The organism is Leptotrichia sp. oral taxon 847 (genome assembly GCF_001553645.1).
In the GTDB taxonomy this organism is placed as follows: domain Bacteria; phylum Fusobacteriota; class Fusobacteriia; order Fusobacteriales; family Leptotrichiaceae; genus Leptotrichia.
The window spans coordinates 94,171-110,780 of record NZ_CP014231.1 but is presented as its reverse complement, the minus strand read 5'-3'; the positions used below and the strand labels follow the sequence as shown (position 1 = coordinate 110,780).

The window sequence follows — 16,610 nt, the reverse complement described above, 5'->3', positions numbered from 1 at the left end:
GCGGCGATGAGCACTTCTGCTTAAAAAAGAAAAAATTATTTTAGTAACTTTCTGGATTGAATGAAAAACTTAAAATAAGATTTTTTATTTAACCCTAACTATTTTACTCTGTCAATTTGCACAATAGTTGTTGCACAATAATTCATTTTATTATATAATATAAAAAGAACAACAAATAGATAGGAGAAAAAAGAAAAAAATGTCAAACAGTGATAATAAAAAAGTAAGAGTTAGAATAGCACCATCTCCGACTGGAGATCCACATGTGGGAACTGCCTACATTGGGCTTTTTAATTATGTATTTGCGAAACATAATGGTGGAGATTTTTTATTGAGAATTGAAGATACAGATAGAACAAGATTTTCTGAAGATTCGGAACAACAAATTTTTGATGCGATGAAATGGCTTGGACTTAATTATGATGAAGGCCCAGATGTTGGTGGGGATAGAGGTCCTTATAGACAATCAGAAAGATTTGAAATATATAAAGAATATGCCAAAAAACTGGTGGAAAAAGGTGAAGCGTATTACTGTTTCTGTACACCTGATAGATTGCAAAAATTGAGAGAAAGACAAGCTGCAATGAAACAAGCACCTGGATATGACGGTCATTGCAGAAATTTGTCAAAAGAAGAAGTTGAAGCAAAATTAGCGGCTGGTGAGCCTTATGTTATTAGACTTAAAATGCCTTATGAAGGGGAAACTATTGTAAATGATGGATTAAGAGGAGAAATTAGATTTGAAAACAGTAAAATTGACGATCAAGTGTTATTAAAATCTGATGGATTCCCAACTTATCATTTGGCTAATATCGTGGATGACCATTTGATGGGAATCACACATGTTATTAGAGCTGAAGAATGGATTTCATCTACACCTAAACATATTCAATTGTACAAAGCGTTTGGTTGGGATGAGCCTAAATGGTATCATATGCCACTTTTGAGAAATGCGGATAAGACTAAAATTTCTAAGAGAAAAAATCCAGTTTCATTGAATTATTACAGAGAAGAAGGTTATTTGAAAGAAGGACTTCTAAACTTCCTTGCACTTATGGGATGGAGCTTTGGGGAAAACAAGGAAATTTTTACTATTGATGAAATGATACAAAATTTCTCTTTTGATAAAATTTCGCTTGGAGGCCCAGTGTTTGACTTGGTTAAATTAGGCTGGGTAAATAATCATCATATGAGAATGAAAGATTTGGATGAGTTGACAAAATTGGCTATTCCATATTTTGTGCAAGCTGGTTATTATGAAAATGAAAATTTGCCAGATGAAGAATTTTCAAAATTAAAAAGAATTGTGGAAATAAATAGAGAAGGCTCACATACATTAAAAGAGTTGCCAATAAATTCTTCAATTTATTTTGAAGATGAGTTTGAACTTCCATTTGTTGAAGAAGGAATGAACAGCAAAGCTAGAAAATCGGTGGAAAAACTCAGAAAATCAGTAGAAACTGAAACTGGTAAAAAAGCGATTGCATTATTTATTGAAAAAATTAATGCGTTGAATGAAGAAATTTCAGAAGATGAAGCAAAACAAGTTTTGCATGAATTACAAGATGAAATTGGAGAAGGACCTGGAGCTGTGTTAATGCCACTTAGAGCAGTTATTACAGGAAAAACAAGAGGTGCAGACTTATACACTGTAATTGCGATTATTGGAAAAGAGAGAACTTTGAAGAGAGTAAATAATATTTTGGGAAAATTATAAAAAAATGTTTTTAAGAGAATTGTTAATATTAAATTCTCTTTTTTTATGTTAATCATTTAATTTTATTTTAATTAGGATTTTTGCTTTTTATATAGTATACTTATTATTGAATTAATTTTAAAGATAATTTATTAGGAGTGATAAAATGAAAAAGTTTTTATTATTTATGATGATGCTATTTTCAGTAACAGTATTTGCAAATACTACTAATGCAAAAGTTACAAATAAAATCAATTTTGGAATTTCTCCAAATGAACTAAAAAATATTGTAAAAAGTAAGCCACTATCAAATTCACATGATAATGGCGATTATGCTGTTTATTATTATGCAAATGTGGAGGATCCATTGGGTATAAAAAGACAGTTAAATAGCTTTGCTTTCGACGAAAATCAGTTATTTTCAGCAGTTTTTGATTCGGTTACGACAGATGAGGAACATGCAAAAATAATCGAAGATTACAAAAATAATGCGAGTAAAGTTTTAAAAGAGAAATTAAATGTAAAAGAGCATAACGGAACCTTGATAATGTACAATTCAAAAAAGGCAATTGAAATATATAGAATGGAAAATCATACTTTTATAAGTGTTTATCTTTACGCTTCTGAAAACTTAAAAGATATTTTGAAAAATTACGAATAAAATTTCATTTTTAAATTTTGACAAAGCTTTAGAATCGATAAATAAAATATTGAATATATATTTGAGTTTAAAGTGGCTAAAACTGAAGAAGAGCTTAGGTAAAAAGCAGAAGAAGCATTATGTCAAATTGAAGATAAGAAATATCCTATTTTATTAAAAGAACATGGAGTAAAAAAATTGTATATTACTGGAATGGCATTTTGAAAAAAGAAAGTTAAAGTAAAATATAATCTTATGAAACACTAAAAAATTTTTTTAAATAAATTATAAAATTTATTATTGAAACATAAAAAATTTAAAATTAACTAAAGGATTGACATTATATTAAAAATAATGTAAAATTGTGTTCCTTGGCAGGGGAGCAAAAAGGTCTTATTTAAAAAAATAGGGTCTTTTTTAATTATAAAAAAAGAACAATCTTGAATTGTAAGATAGCTCTTTTTTATTCGTATTTTTTATTTATATTGTAAATTATGAATTATTATAATTGTTCTAACATATAATTTTCCAAACCAACTAATTTGATAAGTTTAACATCTTGTCTAACCCAGTCAAAATGTTCTTTTTCTCCAAGAATAAATTCTTGAATCATATTTTTAGTTACAAAGCCATTATTAATTTTGGCTGCAATTTCATCTAATTCAGCAATTCCTTTTTTATCATAATGAGCAACCTGATCCATTATTTCAAAGGGGGGCATCCAAAAGTATTTTCGGATCACATCCATAAGTAGTACAAGTACCACCCATTCTATTTTTTTCAACAATCAAAACTTTTTTGTCCGTAGCATTTAAAATATTTGCTCCGTGTATCGTAGCATGGCCACCACCGATAAATATTACATCATAATTATAGTTCATTATTTTTTACCTTCTTTCAACATTTAAATTTATATTTAATCGTTAATGATTAATCTTTCAAGATTATATTATCAGAAAAATTTATATTTATCAACACATATTTAAAAAATTTTAAATTTAAAATACAAAGATTTATTTTATTGTTTTTTTTAAAATAAAATTGTATAATAAATGTACATAAGTAAATTTTTAACTAAATGAAAAAATTAAAAAATCGAAGATCGGAGAATGAATGAATAATAATACAGATAAAAAGAAATATGAAAATATACAAAATTTATTGTGTTATGCAATTTATGAAGCGGACAGGACTTATAACAAATTTTATCAGAAGGCTTTGAAAAAATTTGGGCTTACTTATCCTCAATATGTGATTTTGCTGGAATTGTGGCAAGAAGATCATCAGACATTGAGAAAGTTAAGCAAAAAGACAGATTTGAAAAGTAATACTTTAACTCCGCTCTTGAAAAGACTGGAAGATAAAAGCTGGATTACAAGAGAACATCCTGAAAATGACAAAAGGCAGCTTGTTGTTCATCTTACAGAAAAGACAAAATTTGAAAAAGAAAATATTATAAATGAGGTTTCAAATTGTGCAAATTCAATTGGAATAGATATTTGTGATAATTTTGAAGAATATGATTTTTTGGTTAAAAAGCTGCATAAAATAACTGAAAATTTAAAGAAAATAACAAATGAACAAACAATAAAATAGAAAGGATTTTTTTACTTATGATAGCAGTGATTGATTATGGAGTAGGAAATCTTTTTTCCTTACTTTCTTCTTTAAACTATGTCGGACTGGATACAAAGCTGACTAACGATATTGAAGAGATAAAAAATGCTAAGGGGATAATATTGCCAGGAGTTGGGGCCTTTAGAGATGCTGTTGGGAATTTGGAAAAATACGGGCTAAAAGAGACTTTGATAAGTGAAGCGAAAAATGGGAAGCCGTTTTTAGGAATTTGCCTTGGAATGCAAATGCTTTTTGAGAAAAGTTATGAATATGGTGAATATGAAGGGCTTGGGCTTATAAATGGAACTGTTGAGGAGATAAAAAAATATATTCCAGAAAACTCTGATTTGAAAATACCTCATATGGGATGGAATAGTTTAATTATAAATGAGAGATTTAAGGATGATAAAATTTTAAAAGATGTAGACAATAATGAATATGTTTATTATGTTCATTCATATTTTGCAAAAACTGATATGAAAAACATTGTCACATATTCAGAGTACGGAACAAAAATACCTGGAATTGTAAAAAATGAAAATGTCTATGGAATGCAGTTTCATCCTGAAAAAAGCGGTGATACTGGATTGAAGTTATTGAAAAATTGGGGAGAATTAGTAAAGTAAAAGTGAAATTGTAATTATTTTACTTAATTTATTCATTTTTGGGTTGGTTTTGATAATTTATTTTTTATTGGAAAAGAGGTATTTATGAAGAAGATAATATTATTGATGAGTGTTCTTGTAGCAGTGAAAATGAATGCTAAAAGCCGAAGTGAAATGATAAGGCAGGATTTGTCAAAATTAGGAGTTTCTCAGGAAATAATAGTAAAAACAATAGAACTGGATAAAGAAATACCTAATGTAGTGAGTGAACCTGATAGGGAAAAAGTAAAAAATCTGGCATTAAAAATTGAAGAATTGCTGAAAAAGAATGAGAAAAATTTTGTATTATCAGAAAATTTGATAAATATTTATAATGCACTTGGAAAAAGTGATGCTGAAAAATTAAATAATTTAAAGCGGTATGAAAAATATAATCCTTATGAAGTGTCAAAATTATTTTTTTCAAATATGTACTATTCTAACAAAGGAGATACAGCAGCGTTTGATAAAAATTATGAAAAACTTAAAAAAGAATATCCTGATTATCTAATCACTAGAATTGCTGTAACATATGCAATAGGAGAAGATGCCATTTGGAATGTTTTGAAAACTGATGAGAAAGCAGCACTTGCAAGTTTAAATTCCATTATGAAAATGTGCGATGATAAAACAAAAACGGAAGAATCACATATTTCTGACGAGCAGGCGTGGGCATATAAATTAACTATGGGATGGTTTGCGATAAGTTTTTATTTAAATGAGAACCGTACGCAGGATGCAATTGATTTTTATTATGAAAATTTTGAAGGAAAAAATAAGCCAAGTGAAGAAATATTGTATTACAATAGATATCAAAACTGGTATATAAAATCAGAACTGGCAAAGGCGAATAAAAATAATTTTTACAATAATAAGAAAATATTTCAAAAAAATCTGGATAAAATAAGAATGCTTGATTAATATTTTGAGAGTTTTTATCAAAGTTAGAATAATGACCTAACTTTTTTTGATAAATTTTGCAGTACGTAAAAAATAGAGTTATAAAATAAAAGTATATAATATTTTAAGGAGATTAAATTATGATAGAAATTTTCCCAGCGATAGACTTACATAACGGACAGGCAGTTAGATTAAAACAAGGCGATTATAATCAAGTGGAAGTGTTTTTTAAAAATCCTGTCGAAGTTTTGGATTTCTTTAATAAGAATAATTCAAAAAATCTTCATATTGTAGATTTGGATGGGGCAAAAGATGGAAATACTAAGAATTATGAAGTTATAAAGGAACTTGTAGAAAAGAGTGATTTTTTTGTTCAAGTTGGTGGCGGAATCCGTGATGAAGAAAGAATAAAAAAATATATTGAACTTGGTGTAAATAGAGTTATTTTGGGAACGATTGCTGTTGAAAATGAAGAGTTTTTAAGAGAAATGGTGAAAAAATATGGAGATAAAATCGCAGTTTCTGTGGATGCGAAAGATGAAAAAGTTGCTGTAAAGGGATGGACTGAAACTGTTGAATTAAATTCAGTTGAATTTTGCAAAAAATTATCGGATATCGGAGTAAAAACAATAATTTATACTGACATCTCAAAAGATGGAATGTTAAATGGTACAAATCTTGAAATTTATAAAAAGTTGTCCAAAATAGTAAAATCAGATATTATAGCTTCAGGCGGAATTACATTTTTAGATGAAATAAAGGAACTTAATGAAAATGGAGTTTATGGAGCTATTGTTGGAAAAGCGATTTATTCTGGAAATCTTGATTTGAAAGAAGTGTTAGAAGTTAGCAAATAATATTTTGAAATTGTTCAAATGAAATAAATATTGCATATTAAAAGAAAGTGGGTGTAAAAATGCTTGCAAAGAGAATTGTTCCCTGTTTGGACGTGAGAAACGGGAAAGTGGTAAAAGGCGTTAATTTTACTGGGATAAAAGAGGTTGACAATCCTGTTGAGTTAGCAAAGTTTTATAATAAATCTGGTGCAGATGAACTTGTTTTTTATGACATTACAGCAACTGTTGAGGAAAGAGGGCTTTTTACTGATATTTTAAAGGAAGTGGCAAGTCAGATATTTATTCCACTTACTGTTGGCGGCGGGATAAACACACTAGATGATTTTGACAGAGTGCTAAAAGCGGGGGCAGATAAAGTGAGTGTCAATTCAGGAGCAATAAGAAATCCAAAATTAATTGAAGAAGCTGCAAAAAAATATGGAAATCAGTGTGTTGTTTTGTCAGTCGATGTAAAGCGAGTTGATGGAAAATTTAAAGTTTTTGCAAAAGGTGGCAGGGAAAATACTGGAATTGATGCGATAGAGTGGTTTGTGCAGGGGCAGGAAAACGGCGCTGGGGAAGTTGTCGTGAACAGTATTGATACGGATGGCGTTAAAACTGGCTTTGATTTAGAACTTTTATCAATTTTGGCTAAAAAATTATCAATTCCGATAATTGCATCAGGTGGAGCTGGAAATATGGAACATTTTAAGGAATTATTTAAAATATCAGGAATTGATGCAGGGCTGGCGGCTTCGATTTTTCATTTTAAAGAAGTGGAAATTATGGAGCTGAAAAGGTATTTGAGGGATAATGGAGTGGAAATGAGGATTTGATATAGTTGATATTTAATTTTAAAATAAAAAAGAGAGATAAGATAATCTCTCATTAGTTTTTATTTTTAAAAATAGAGTCTATATCTCTATGGCTAAAAACAATACGCAAAATAATTATACTTTTTAAATTATCATTTACAGAATAATATAAAACGTAGTTGCTAATCAATTTTTTTCTAATAATAATAGATTCAGATAAAAATTTATTTATAACTTTTGGACAACTGTTTGGAAATAATTGAATATTACTAACAGCTTCTTGAAATTTATTCATAAAAGAAAATGCAGCTGTTGGATTGCCTAAATCTATTTTGATGTAATGAAGAATTTGTTCTAAATCATTTTTAGCACTTTTAGTAAATTGATAAGAATATTTAGATTCCATATTTACCTCTTAATTCATTAATAGTATTTTTGCCGTCTAAAATATTGTTATTTTGAACATCTTTTATTCCATCAAGCAGAAGTTTTGCTTCTTCAATTTCACGCATAGTTCGTTCATAATATTCAATATCCATTACAACTAGGCGTCCATAACCGTTTTTAGTTATAAATACAGGCCCTTGTTCTTCGGAACAGTATTTTTCAATTTCGACTGTATTTTTTAAATCACGAATAGGGATAATTTTCATAAGTAAACACACTCCTTTATGTATTATTTATATCTATATTATACCATAAATTATGTCACAATAAAACTAAATTTTGAATTTTTAGAAAGGACAAAAAGATGAATATAAGAAAAGAAGAAATTTTAAAAAAACTAAAAGAGATTAATAAAGAGAAATATTCGATTTTAAAATTAGGTCTTTTTGGAAGTTTTTCAAAAAATATTAATACAAATGATAGCGATATTGATATTCTTGTAAAAATGGAATTTAAGAAGGGAATGTATCAAAATTTTTGTAGTTTACATAAAAAATTGGAAGAAATTTTTCAAAAAAAAGTAGATTTAGTTGATGAAAGTATGTTTGAATATAAATTTAAAAATCCGAAAGTTCAGAAATACAAAGATGAGATAAAGGAAGAAATTTTGCGGAGTGTAATTTATGTGTAAAAAAGGAAGAAGAAACATATTACAATTTACTTATGATATTGAAGAATGTATTGATATAATACAAGATGAGGTTTCAGAAATTTCATTTGAAGGGTTTATTAATGATAGGAAGACAATTGGTTATATAGAAAGACAGTTAGAAAAAATAGGTGAAGCTGTTTCACAAATTCAAAAATTAGATAAAAATATTTTAATAGAGACTTTTTCAAATTATTCTTATTGGGAAAATATAAAAGGAATGAGAAACAGACTTATTCATGAATATTGGGGAACTAGTTTGGAAATGCTTTATGAAGTTTCTATTTTTGAAATGGAAGATTTGCTAAAATATATTTATGTGTTAAGAGAAAAATTAGAAAAGAGGTAAAAAATGAATATAGAACAAATAAAATTTGACGAAAAAGGGCTTGTTCCCGCAATAATACAAGATTATTATACAAAAGAAGTGCTGACACTTGCGTATATGAATAAAGAAAGTCTAGAAATAACTTTAAGAGATAAGAAAACTTGTTTTTTCAGTAGAAGTAGACAAAAACTTTGGTTAAAAGGAGAAACTTCGGGAAATTATCAGAATGTTGTTTCAATAAAATATGACTGCGATGCAGATGCTTTGCTTGTGGAAGTGAAAAAGGATGGGCCTGCCTGTCATACTGGCGCTGAGAGCTGTTTTTTTAATTCGATGTTTGAAGCGGAAGATTATAGCAGTTTTACACCTGAAAAACTTTATGAATTGATAAAAGATAGAAAAATTAATCCAAGTGAAAAATCGTACACGACTTATTTGTTTGAAAAAGGGCTTGATAAAATTCTAAAAAAAGTTGGGGAAGAGTGTACAGAAGTTATAATCGGTGCTAAAAATAACGATAATGATGAATTGAGATATGAAATTGCAGATTTATATTATCATACTTTGGTTTTAATGATTGAACAGGGGCTTACTATTCAAGATGTGAAAGATGAACTTGCTAAAAGACATGTGATTGATCACAAAGTAAAACAGGAAAAAATGGGCGGAGAAAAAAATTAGAAAGGTGATTTTTTATGAATTATGAAACAATTGGAATTAATACGATTAATTCAATAAATTTAATGATTATTCTTGGGATACTTATACCTGTGATAATTACTACAATATGGAAAATTAAATCAAAAGAGCCTCTATCAACGATATTTACTGGAGCTGCAACATTTATTCTATTTGCAATTATTTTAGAATCTATACCAAAAATATTTTTATTCCAAATTAAAAATCCTATTAGTAATTATATTACAAGTAATAAATGGCTCGTTGTAATTATTTCGGCACTACTTGCAGGAATATTTGAAGAAACTGGAAGATTTGTTGCATTCAGGTTTTTATTAAAGAGAAGAAAAAATAAGAAAACTGCTATTTCATATGGGATAGGACATAGTGGGATTGAAATGATATTTATACTTACTTTTGCTGGTATACAATGTCTAGTATTTGCTCAAATGATTAATTCAGGACAGTTTGTAAAATTTTTGGAACAGGAAAGCAATAATCAAGTTCAACTTAAATCATTGCAAGCAATACCTCAATTAATAGCTTCTATCTCTTTTGGAACTTTAGGAATCTCATTAATTGAAAGAATTGGTGCGATACTAATGCACATAACTTGTTCGATACTTGTTTTTTTGGGGGTACATTTTGAAAATAAAAAATCATTGTTTTTGATAGCTATTTTATTACATGTATTTATTGATACAATTGCAGGTTTTTATCAGGCCAAAATATTAACAAATTTAACATCGGCAGAAATTTTAATATTTGTTTTTTCGCTAGTTGCTTTTATTATTGTCTATAAAAAGATATATAAAAATGTATCAAATATATAAAATAATTTGATACATTTTTTGAAATTGACTTATTTTGTTAAAATTGATTTTGTGACTTTTAAAATATCTTAATTTTTTCAAAAATTTCCCCAACAGAGAAACTTTCAATCTTATCTTTTTGTGCTTCATTTTGAGAGATTAAAACTTCGATTTCTCCTTCTTTATTGATTTCTTGAGCAATTCCTGAAATAATTTTATTTCCAAATTTTAATTCAATATTTTTATTTTTTAAGTAATTTATTTCATTAATTTGATTTAAAATTTCATCCCAAAATCCGTTTTCTAAATTTCTACATAATATCTTGAATTCTAATACAATACTTGTAATAATTTTATCAATTTCATATTTTTTATTTTTTATTTGAGTTAACGAAATAGCTTTATTTTCCAAATTTTTTGGTAAAGTATTGTTTACATTTATACCGATTCCCACGATATAAACATCATCTGCTTTTTCCATCAAAATTCCACATAATTTTTTATTTTTTAAATAAACATCGTTTGTCCATTTAAATTTATATTCCAAATTCTCAATTTTTTTTAACCCTTTTACTACAGCAAGTCCAGCAAGGAGTGGCAGTTTTAAATAATCTTCCATTTTTATCTCTTTTTTTTCGTTTAAAAAGAAACTAAACGTAGCCATTCCTTCAAGCGAAACCCAATCATTGTGTCTACGAGCCTTGCTATGTGTTTGAATACCAGCGGAAATAACATCAAATTCCTCGTGATTACTGTGATCTCTTCGTAAATAATCATTTGTTGAATCGATTGTATCAAATTTATATATTTTTATATTTTCTTTCATTTTATCTCCTCTTATTTTCTTATCTAAATATGATCAAAAGAACTCCTGCTGCAACTGCTGAACCTATTACTCCAGCTATATTCGGTCCCATTGCATGCATCAATAAAAAATTTTTGGGATTTTCTTCTTGTCCTATTTTTTGAACAACTCTTGCTGCCATAGGAACTGCCGAAACTCCTGCTGCACCAATCATTGGATTTACTTTTCCTTTTGTAAATTTATACATTATTTTTCCAAATAATACACCTCCAACTGTTCCAAAAGAAAACGCAATTAATCCTAGAATAATAATTTTTATTGTTGTAAGGCTTAAAAAATTTTCCGCATTGGCAGTTGCACCAACTGTCATTCCTAAAACTATTGTAATACAATATAACAATGCTCCTCTTACATGTTCAACCAAGTTTGAAACTATTCCAACTTCTTTTATAAGATTTCCCAGCATTAACATTCCAATTAACGGAGCTGATGATGGAACCAAAAGAATTACAATAATTGTTACTGCAATTGGGAAGATTATTTTTTCCCTTTGACTTACAAATCTAAGTTGTGTCATTTCCACGATTCTTTCTTTTTTCGTCGTAAGCAATTTTATAATTGGTGGTTGAATTACTGGAACTAAAGCCATATAGGAATAAGCTGCAATAGCGATTGAACCTAGTAAATGAGGCGCAAGTTTTGTAGTTAAGTAAATAGCAGTGGGACCGTCAGCTCCTCCAATAATTCCAATTGAAGCAGCTTCTTTTCCTGTTAGTCCAAGCAAAATTGCTCCGATAAATGCCACAAAAATTCCAAATTGTGCAGCAGCGCCCAGTAACAAGCTTTTTGGATTTGCAATAAGAGGCCCAAAATCAGTACTCGCACCTATTGCCAAAAATATTAATGGTGGATAAATTCCAAGTTTAACCCCTTGATACAAGTAATACAAAAGTCCTCCTTTTTCCATAAGTCCTTCATTTGCCACAGCAGGTAAATTCGCCAGCAACATTCCAAAGGAAATCGGAAGCAATAAATAGGGTTCATATTGTTTTTTTATTGCCAAATATAATAAAATTAAAGCGATTATTATCATAATAATCTGTTTTATAGTTATCATTGACAGTCCTGTCGTTCCATAAAGGATTTTTAGTAATTCCATATTAAAACCATTCCTTTCTTTAGAGAGCTTTTCATAGGTTAAATTATTGTTATAATTAATAAAGTTAAAATATTTTATAAAATTTCAAACAATAATTTATTCAGACAATATTGCCAAAATATCATCAAAATTTACGTTATCTCCCTTGGATACTTTAATTGCGCTAATAGTTCCATCTTTAGGAGCTACAATGGGATTTTCCATTTTCATAGCTTCCAGAATTACAATTTCATCTCCAGTTTTTACCCTTTGTCCAGCTTTAACTTTTACATCTACAATAAGTCCCTGCATAGGGGCTTTTATTGTTTCTCCATCCTCAATAGAATTTTTATTCTCATTTTGTGTAAAATCATTTTCCTCCTTCATTTTTTTCTCATTATTTAAATTAACCGAAGTTGAAATAGAACCTTCTTTTTCGTTAACAGCTTCCACTTCCACTTCATAAACTTTTTCTCCAATTTTGATTTTATATAATTTAATCATACTTGTCATACCCCTTTGCATTTCAATCTTATTTAATTTCCTTTATATTTCTTACCTTTATTTCACAATTTTCGTTATTTTCAGATGCGTCAATGAGAGCTGTCAGTAAAGCTACCAGCATTGTTTCATCTTTTACTTTTTCCATACTGAATTTTTCATTTGTATTTAAATTCTTGGATTCTGAATTTTTTAAAGTGTTACCATTATTTATTTTTTCATTTACAACATTCTGATTTTCCTTATTTGAAAAATATTTAAAAAATGACAATACGAATGAAATTAGCAGCAATATAAAAAAAACAATTGACATACTTACAATGGTAATGTAGATTGCATCTCCAAACGACACAGCTGAATTTCCAAATAAAATACTTTTCATATTTCAAATTATTCCTTTCAAAAAATTTTATTCAAATTAAATTTTTTCAAAAATATAACTATTTTCATAAAAGCAACATCAACAAAATAATTTATTGTACTCCGAAAATATTTTTAAAAAATCACATTAATGTTATGAATTTCAATTTTTTCTTTATTTTGTGTTTTTTCTTTTGAATATTTTTTTTCTAAATATTCTTTTGCAATTTGTGGAAAACAGGCATAAGTTAAAACGTCTTCATCGGATTTTGCCAAATTTCCAATTTCTTTTTTCATTATTTCATATTCATTTTTTAACAAATCGGCAGGTCTTCCTGTAAATATTTTTTCATTCCCAATTATGATTTTTTTTATTTCATCAGAAATTGGAACAGGCGATTTCCCATACATTCCTCTCACATAATCTTTAATTTCTTTTGGAATCATCTGATATCTTTTTCCAGTTAAAACATTAAAGACAGCTTGAGTTCCAACCATCTGACTCATTGGGGTAACCAATGGCGGATATCCCAAATCTCTACGAACTTTCGGAATTTCTCGAAGAACTTCCTCGTATTTATTTTCAGCATTTTGTGCTTTTAACTGAGATAACAAATTTGAGAGCATTCCACCTGGCAATTGGTATTCCACAATATTAGGCTCTATTCCCAGAGCTTTAGTATTTAATGTTCCGTTATCAATATATTTCTTTCTTATTGGTTTAAAGTATTCCGCTACTTCTTTTAAAAGTTCTAGATTTAATCCTGTATCATATTTCGTTTTTTGCAATGCTCGTACAAGTGATTCTGTGGGCGGTTGAGATGTTCCACCTCCAAAAGGTGAAATTGCAGTGTCTACAACATCTACACCAGCTTCAATAGCTTTTAAAACACTCATTTCAGCCATTCCAGCTGTTTCGTGAGTATGTAGCTCAAGTGGTACTTTTAAAATACTTTTTAGTTCGCTTACAAGTTTATAAGCAACATCTGGCAGCAAAATTCCTGACATATCTTTTATTGCAACAGAATCTGCTCCCATATTTTGCATTTCAAGTGCCAATTTTTTATAATATTCTATTGTGTGAACAGGACTTATCGTATAACAAATTGCAAGTTGACTGTCTCCACCATATTTTTTGGTACTTTCAACAACTTTTCTAATATTTCTTGTGTCATTTAATGCATCAAAAGTCCGAATAATATCAATGCCATTTTTTATAGAAAACTTTACAAATTCTTCAACGACATCGTCAGCATAATGTCTATATCCCAATAAATTTTGCCCCCTTAAAAGCATTTGTAATTTAGTATTTTTAGCTCTTTTTCTAATTTCTCTGAGCCTTTCCCAAGGATCTTCGTGCAAAAATCTAATTTCTGCATCATAAGTGGCACCACCCCAAACTTCCATTGCATAATATCCAACTTTATCCATAGTTTCTATAATTGGAAGCATTTCAGAAGTTGTCATTCTCGTTGCTATAAGTGATTGATGCCCATCTCGTAGTGATGTTTCTGTTATTTTTACTTTCATAAAAATCCTCCTTTTAGTTTAGTAAACAAATTGTTAAAACAGACAGTTATAGTGCACTCAAACTTTTTAAATTTAAAAAATATATACTTTATATGAAAATAGTTTGAATTTTACTAAACTGTCTTTTCTTATTTATTCAAAAAACGCTGGTCCAGCATTTACAATATGTTCTGGCATATGTGGATACTTTTCTAAAAAATTTTCTCTAAACATTTTTGCCAATTTTCTAGCCGCAGCATCATATGCGTCTTTATTTGCCCAAGTGTCCATTGGATTTAATAAATCACTTGGAACGTTTGGACAATATTGAGGAATTTCTACATTAAAAATATCATCATGTCTGTATTCTACTTCATCCAATTCTCCATTTAGCGCTGCAGTAACCATTGCCCTTGTGTACTCCAAATTTATACGGTTTCCCACGCCATAAGGGCCTCCAGACCATCCTGTATTTATTAAAAATACTTTTGTATTGTGCAATTCTATTTTTTTACCTAGCATTTCAGCGTAAACTAACGGATCAAGTGGCATAAACGGTTCTCCAAAACATGTTGAAAATGTAGGTTGTGGTTCTGTAATTCCACGTTCCGTTCCAGCTAATTTAGAAGTAAATCCTGTTACAAAGTGATAAATGGCAGCATCTCTTGAAAGTCTAGAAACAGGCGGCAAAACACCAAAAGCATCCGCAGTCAAAAATATTATAACATTTGGAATTCCTCCAATTCCTGGAATTTGAGCATTTCTTATATGATCAACTGGATAACCAACTCTTGTATTTTCAGTTAAACTTTTATCAAAAAAATCAAATTCACGTGTTTTAGGATTCATCACAACATTTTCCACTAAACTTCCAAATTTTATTGCGTTAAAAATATCCGGTTCGTCTCTAGGATCAAGATTTATACATTTTGCATAACATCCACCCTCAAAATTAAAAATACTGTGATCTGACCAACCGTGTTCGTCATCACCTATTAATTTACGGTTAGGATCTGCTGAAAGCGTAGTTTTCCCTGTTCCTGAAAGTCCAAAAAATATCGCAGTTTCTCCTGTCTTAGGATCCATATTAGCAGAGCAGTGCATCGGCAGAACGTCAATTTCAGGCATTACAAAATTCATTATTGAAAAAACACTCTTTTTAATTTCCCCAGAATATCCAGTTCCACAAATAATTCCAATCTTTTCTTCGTAATTGATAATTATTGCAGCCGACGAATTTATTCCATCAATTTTGGCATTGCATTTAAAGCCAGGAGCCGCAATTATCGTGAAGTCAGCGTGTCCATAGTCATTTAATTCTTCTTCTGTTGGACGTATTAATAACTGGTGAATAAATAAATTTTGACTCGCCAGTTCATTTATAATTCTAAATTTTTTTCTGCAAGCAGGATCAGCTCCAGCCATTCCATCAAATATAAATATTTCCCTATTTTGTAAATATGCAATCAATTTGCTATAAATGGACTCAAATTTTTGTTTTTCAATAGGTTTATTCACATTTCCCCAAGCAATTTTATCATGAATTTGCGGCGTATCAACTATATATTTATCTTTAGGTGAACGTCCTGTATATTTTCCAGTTTGTACAACCAAAGCACCAGTTTTGGATAACATCCCTTCTTTTCTCTCCAGTGCATGCTCAACAAGTTCAGCTGGTGCCAAATTTCTATAAATTCTTGATATATTAACTATTCCCATCTTTTCCAAATCTTTTGTCAATTTTTTCATAATATCTCCTCCGTATATTTTCTTTACGCGTTTTCAAAAAAATTATTTAGATAATGTTAATTTAATAAATTTATATATCCATCTTAATTTTTTCTAACAATAATATTATCGCACATTTTTATGAAAAGTCAATATTGAATAAAATTTAATTTTTCATTTTTTCAATTTTTTAAATTAAAAGAAGTCATAATATTCATAAAAAAATAGTAAAATTTTTAAATTTCCAAAATAAAGCCGTTTTAGGAAGAAAAATAAAAATCTTGACTTAGATATCGAACGGAAGAAAAATTTGTCCTTAAAATCGATATATGAAGATATAATATTTTTTGAAAATCAAAAAATATTATAAAAAAAATCAACGAAAAAATCTTTAAAAATTTATCGTCAATTTTTTTAAATCAAATTCTATTTATGTCAAACATAAATAGAAAAAATGTATTTAATTAAATTAATTTAGGCTTTTGGATGTATTTTAAAATTTAAAAA

The 16,610-nt window shown here is 28.7% G+C and carries 21 protein-coding genes; 11 read left to right on the top strand and 10 right to left on the bottom strand.

Features of this window, described 5'->3' with window-relative positions; all coding sequences use genetic code 11:
* The first annotated feature begins 199 nt into the window (after positions 1–199).
* Both gltX and AXF11_RS00510 read left to right on the top strand, forming a co-directional pair.
* Positions 200–1,717: a glutamate--tRNA ligase gene (gltX, locus tag AXF11_RS00515; RefSeq protein ID WP_068154013.1), complete on the top strand. Its 1,518-nt coding sequence runs from the start codon at positions 200–202 to the stop codon at positions 1,715–1,717.
* 145 nt (positions 1,718–1,862) lie between these two features.
* Positions 1,863–2,357, top strand: coding sequence for a hypothetical protein (locus AXF11_RS00510; protein ID WP_068154012.1), 495 nt, complete (start codon positions 1,863–1,865; stop codon positions 2,355–2,357).
* A 481-nt stretch (positions 2,358–2,838) separates the two neighbouring features.
* Here the strand turns inward: AXF11_RS00510 and AXF11_RS00505 are convergent, their stop codons facing one another.
* Together AXF11_RS00505 and AXF11_RS10510 are read right to left on the bottom strand one after the other, a co-directional pair.
* Positions 2,839–3,039, bottom strand: a complete 201-nt coding sequence (locus AXF11_RS00505) for a hypothetical protein (RefSeq protein ID WP_068154011.1) — start codon at positions 3,037–3,039, stop codon at positions 2,839–2,841.
* 4 nt (positions 3,040–3,043) lie between these two features.
* Positions 3,044–3,217: a hypothetical protein gene (locus AXF11_RS10510; RefSeq protein ID WP_156440352.1), complete on the bottom strand. Its 174-nt coding sequence runs from the start codon at positions 3,215–3,217 to the stop codon at positions 3,044–3,046.
* Between the two features lie 232 nt (positions 3,218–3,449).
* Here AXF11_RS10510 and AXF11_RS00500 point away from each other — a divergent pair, with 232 nt between their 5' ends.
* The 5 genes from AXF11_RS00500 to hisF all read left to right on the top strand — a co-directional run bounded on the left by AXF11_RS00500 (position 3,450) and on the right by hisF (position 7,169).
* Positions 3,450–3,932, top strand: a complete 483-nt coding sequence (locus tag AXF11_RS00500; RefSeq protein ID WP_068154010.1) for a MarR family winged helix-turn-helix transcriptional regulator — start codon at positions 3,450–3,452, stop codon at positions 3,930–3,932.
* 17 nt (positions 3,933–3,949) lie between these two features.
* Complete coding sequence (gene hisH, locus AXF11_RS00495; protein ID WP_068154009.1) at positions 3,950–4,579, top strand: imidazole glycerol phosphate synthase subunit HisH; 630 nt, start codon at positions 3,950–3,952, stop codon at positions 4,577–4,579.
* Positions 4,580–4,663: 84 nt separating this feature from the next.
* Positions 4,664–5,518, top strand: coding sequence for a hypothetical protein (locus AXF11_RS00490; RefSeq protein WP_068154008.1), 855 nt, complete (start codon positions 4,664–4,666; stop codon positions 5,516–5,518).
* 119 nt (positions 5,519–5,637) lie between these two features.
* On the top strand, positions 5,638–6,354 hold the full coding sequence (gene hisA / locus AXF11_RS00485) for a 1-(5-phosphoribosyl)-5-[(5-phosphoribosylamino)methylideneamino]imidazole-4-carboxamide isomerase (protein WP_082729353.1): 717 nt from the start codon (positions 5,638–5,640) through the stop codon (positions 6,352–6,354).
* Positions 6,355–6,413: 59 nt separating this feature from the next.
* Positions 6,414–7,169, top strand: a complete 756-nt coding sequence (gene hisF / locus AXF11_RS00480; protein ID WP_068154007.1) for an imidazole glycerol phosphate synthase subunit HisF — start codon at positions 6,414–6,416, stop codon at positions 7,167–7,169.
* A 52-nt stretch (positions 7,170–7,221) separates the two neighbouring features.
* Here the strand turns inward: hisF and AXF11_RS00475 are convergent, their stop codons facing one another.
* Together AXF11_RS00475 and AXF11_RS00470 are read right to left on the bottom strand one after the other, a co-directional pair.
* Entirely contained in the window at positions 7,222–7,554 is a 333-nt protein-coding gene (locus tag AXF11_RS00475) for a type II toxin-antitoxin system RelE/ParE family toxin (RefSeq protein WP_068154006.1), read from the bottom strand.
* Entirely contained in the window at positions 7,544–7,801 is a 258-nt protein-coding gene (locus tag AXF11_RS00470; RefSeq protein ID WP_015769455.1) for a type II toxin-antitoxin system Phd/YefM family antitoxin, read from the bottom strand. Before AXF11_RS00470 ends, AXF11_RS00475 begins: the two co-directional genes overlap by 11 nt.
* A 98-nt stretch (positions 7,802–7,899) precedes the next feature.
* Here AXF11_RS00470 and AXF11_RS00465 point away from each other — a divergent pair, with 98 nt between their 5' ends.
* From AXF11_RS00465 to AXF11_RS00450, 4 genes are read left to right on the top strand one after another with little or no spacing between them, the layout of a single operon-like run.
* Positions 7,900–8,226 (top strand): nucleotidyltransferase family protein, encoded by a 327-nt coding sequence (locus AXF11_RS00465; protein WP_068154005.1) that lies wholly within the window; start codon positions 7,900–7,902, stop codon positions 8,224–8,226.
* Positions 8,219–8,593, top strand: a complete 375-nt coding sequence (locus tag AXF11_RS00460; RefSeq protein WP_068154004.1) for a HepT-like ribonuclease domain-containing protein — start codon at positions 8,219–8,221, stop codon at positions 8,591–8,593. The genes AXF11_RS00465 and AXF11_RS00460 overlap by 8 nt, the downstream gene beginning before the upstream one ends.
* 3 nt (positions 8,594–8,596) lie before the next feature.
* The gene (hisIE, locus tag AXF11_RS00455; protein ID WP_068154003.1) at positions 8,597–9,253 is read left to right on the top strand and encodes a bifunctional phosphoribosyl-AMP cyclohydrolase/phosphoribosyl-ATP diphosphatase HisIE; all 657 of its coding nucleotides are present in this window, start codon (positions 8,597–8,599) and stop codon (positions 9,251–9,253) included.
* 14 nt (positions 9,254–9,267) lie between these two features.
* A complete protein-coding gene (locus AXF11_RS00450) occupies positions 9,268–10,083 on the top strand; it encodes a YhfC family intramembrane metalloprotease (protein WP_068154002.1) in 816 nt (271 codons plus the stop codon).
* Between the two features lie 58 nt (positions 10,084–10,141).
* On the opposite strand, the gene AXF11_RS00445 is transcribed toward AXF11_RS00450, so the two are convergent.
* From AXF11_RS00445 to pckA, 6 genes are all read right to left on the bottom strand, one after another.
* Entirely contained in the window at positions 10,142–10,888 is a 747-nt protein-coding gene (locus AXF11_RS00445; RefSeq protein WP_068154001.1) for a biotin--[acetyl-CoA-carboxylase] ligase, read from the bottom strand.
* 19 nt (positions 10,889–10,907) lie between these two features.
* Positions 10,908–12,026, bottom strand: coding sequence for a sodium ion-translocating decarboxylase subunit beta (locus AXF11_RS00440; protein WP_068154000.1), 1,119 nt, complete (start codon positions 12,024–12,026; stop codon positions 10,908–10,910).
* Between the two features lie 96 nt (positions 12,027–12,122).
* Positions 12,123–12,509 (bottom strand): biotin/lipoyl-containing protein, encoded by a 387-nt coding sequence (locus AXF11_RS00435; protein ID WP_068153999.1) that lies wholly within the window; start codon positions 12,507–12,509, stop codon positions 12,123–12,125.
* 28 nt (positions 12,510–12,537) lie between these two features.
* Positions 12,538–12,888 carry an OadG family protein gene (locus AXF11_RS00430; protein WP_068153998.1) on the bottom strand — a complete coding sequence of 117 codons (351 nt, stop codon included), beginning with the start codon at positions 12,886–12,888 and terminating at the stop codon, positions 12,538–12,540.
* 113 nt (positions 12,889–13,001) lie between these two features.
* A complete protein-coding gene (locus AXF11_RS00425) occupies positions 13,002–14,396 on the bottom strand; it encodes an oxaloacetate decarboxylase subunit alpha (protein WP_068153997.1) in 1,395 nt (464 codons plus the stop codon).
* A 132-nt stretch (positions 14,397–14,528) separates the two neighbouring features.
* A complete protein-coding gene (pckA, locus tag AXF11_RS00420) occupies positions 14,529–16,124 on the bottom strand; it encodes a phosphoenolpyruvate carboxykinase (ATP) (protein WP_068153996.1) in 1,596 nt (531 codons plus the stop codon).
* Positions 16,125–16,610 lie beyond the last annotated feature (486 nt).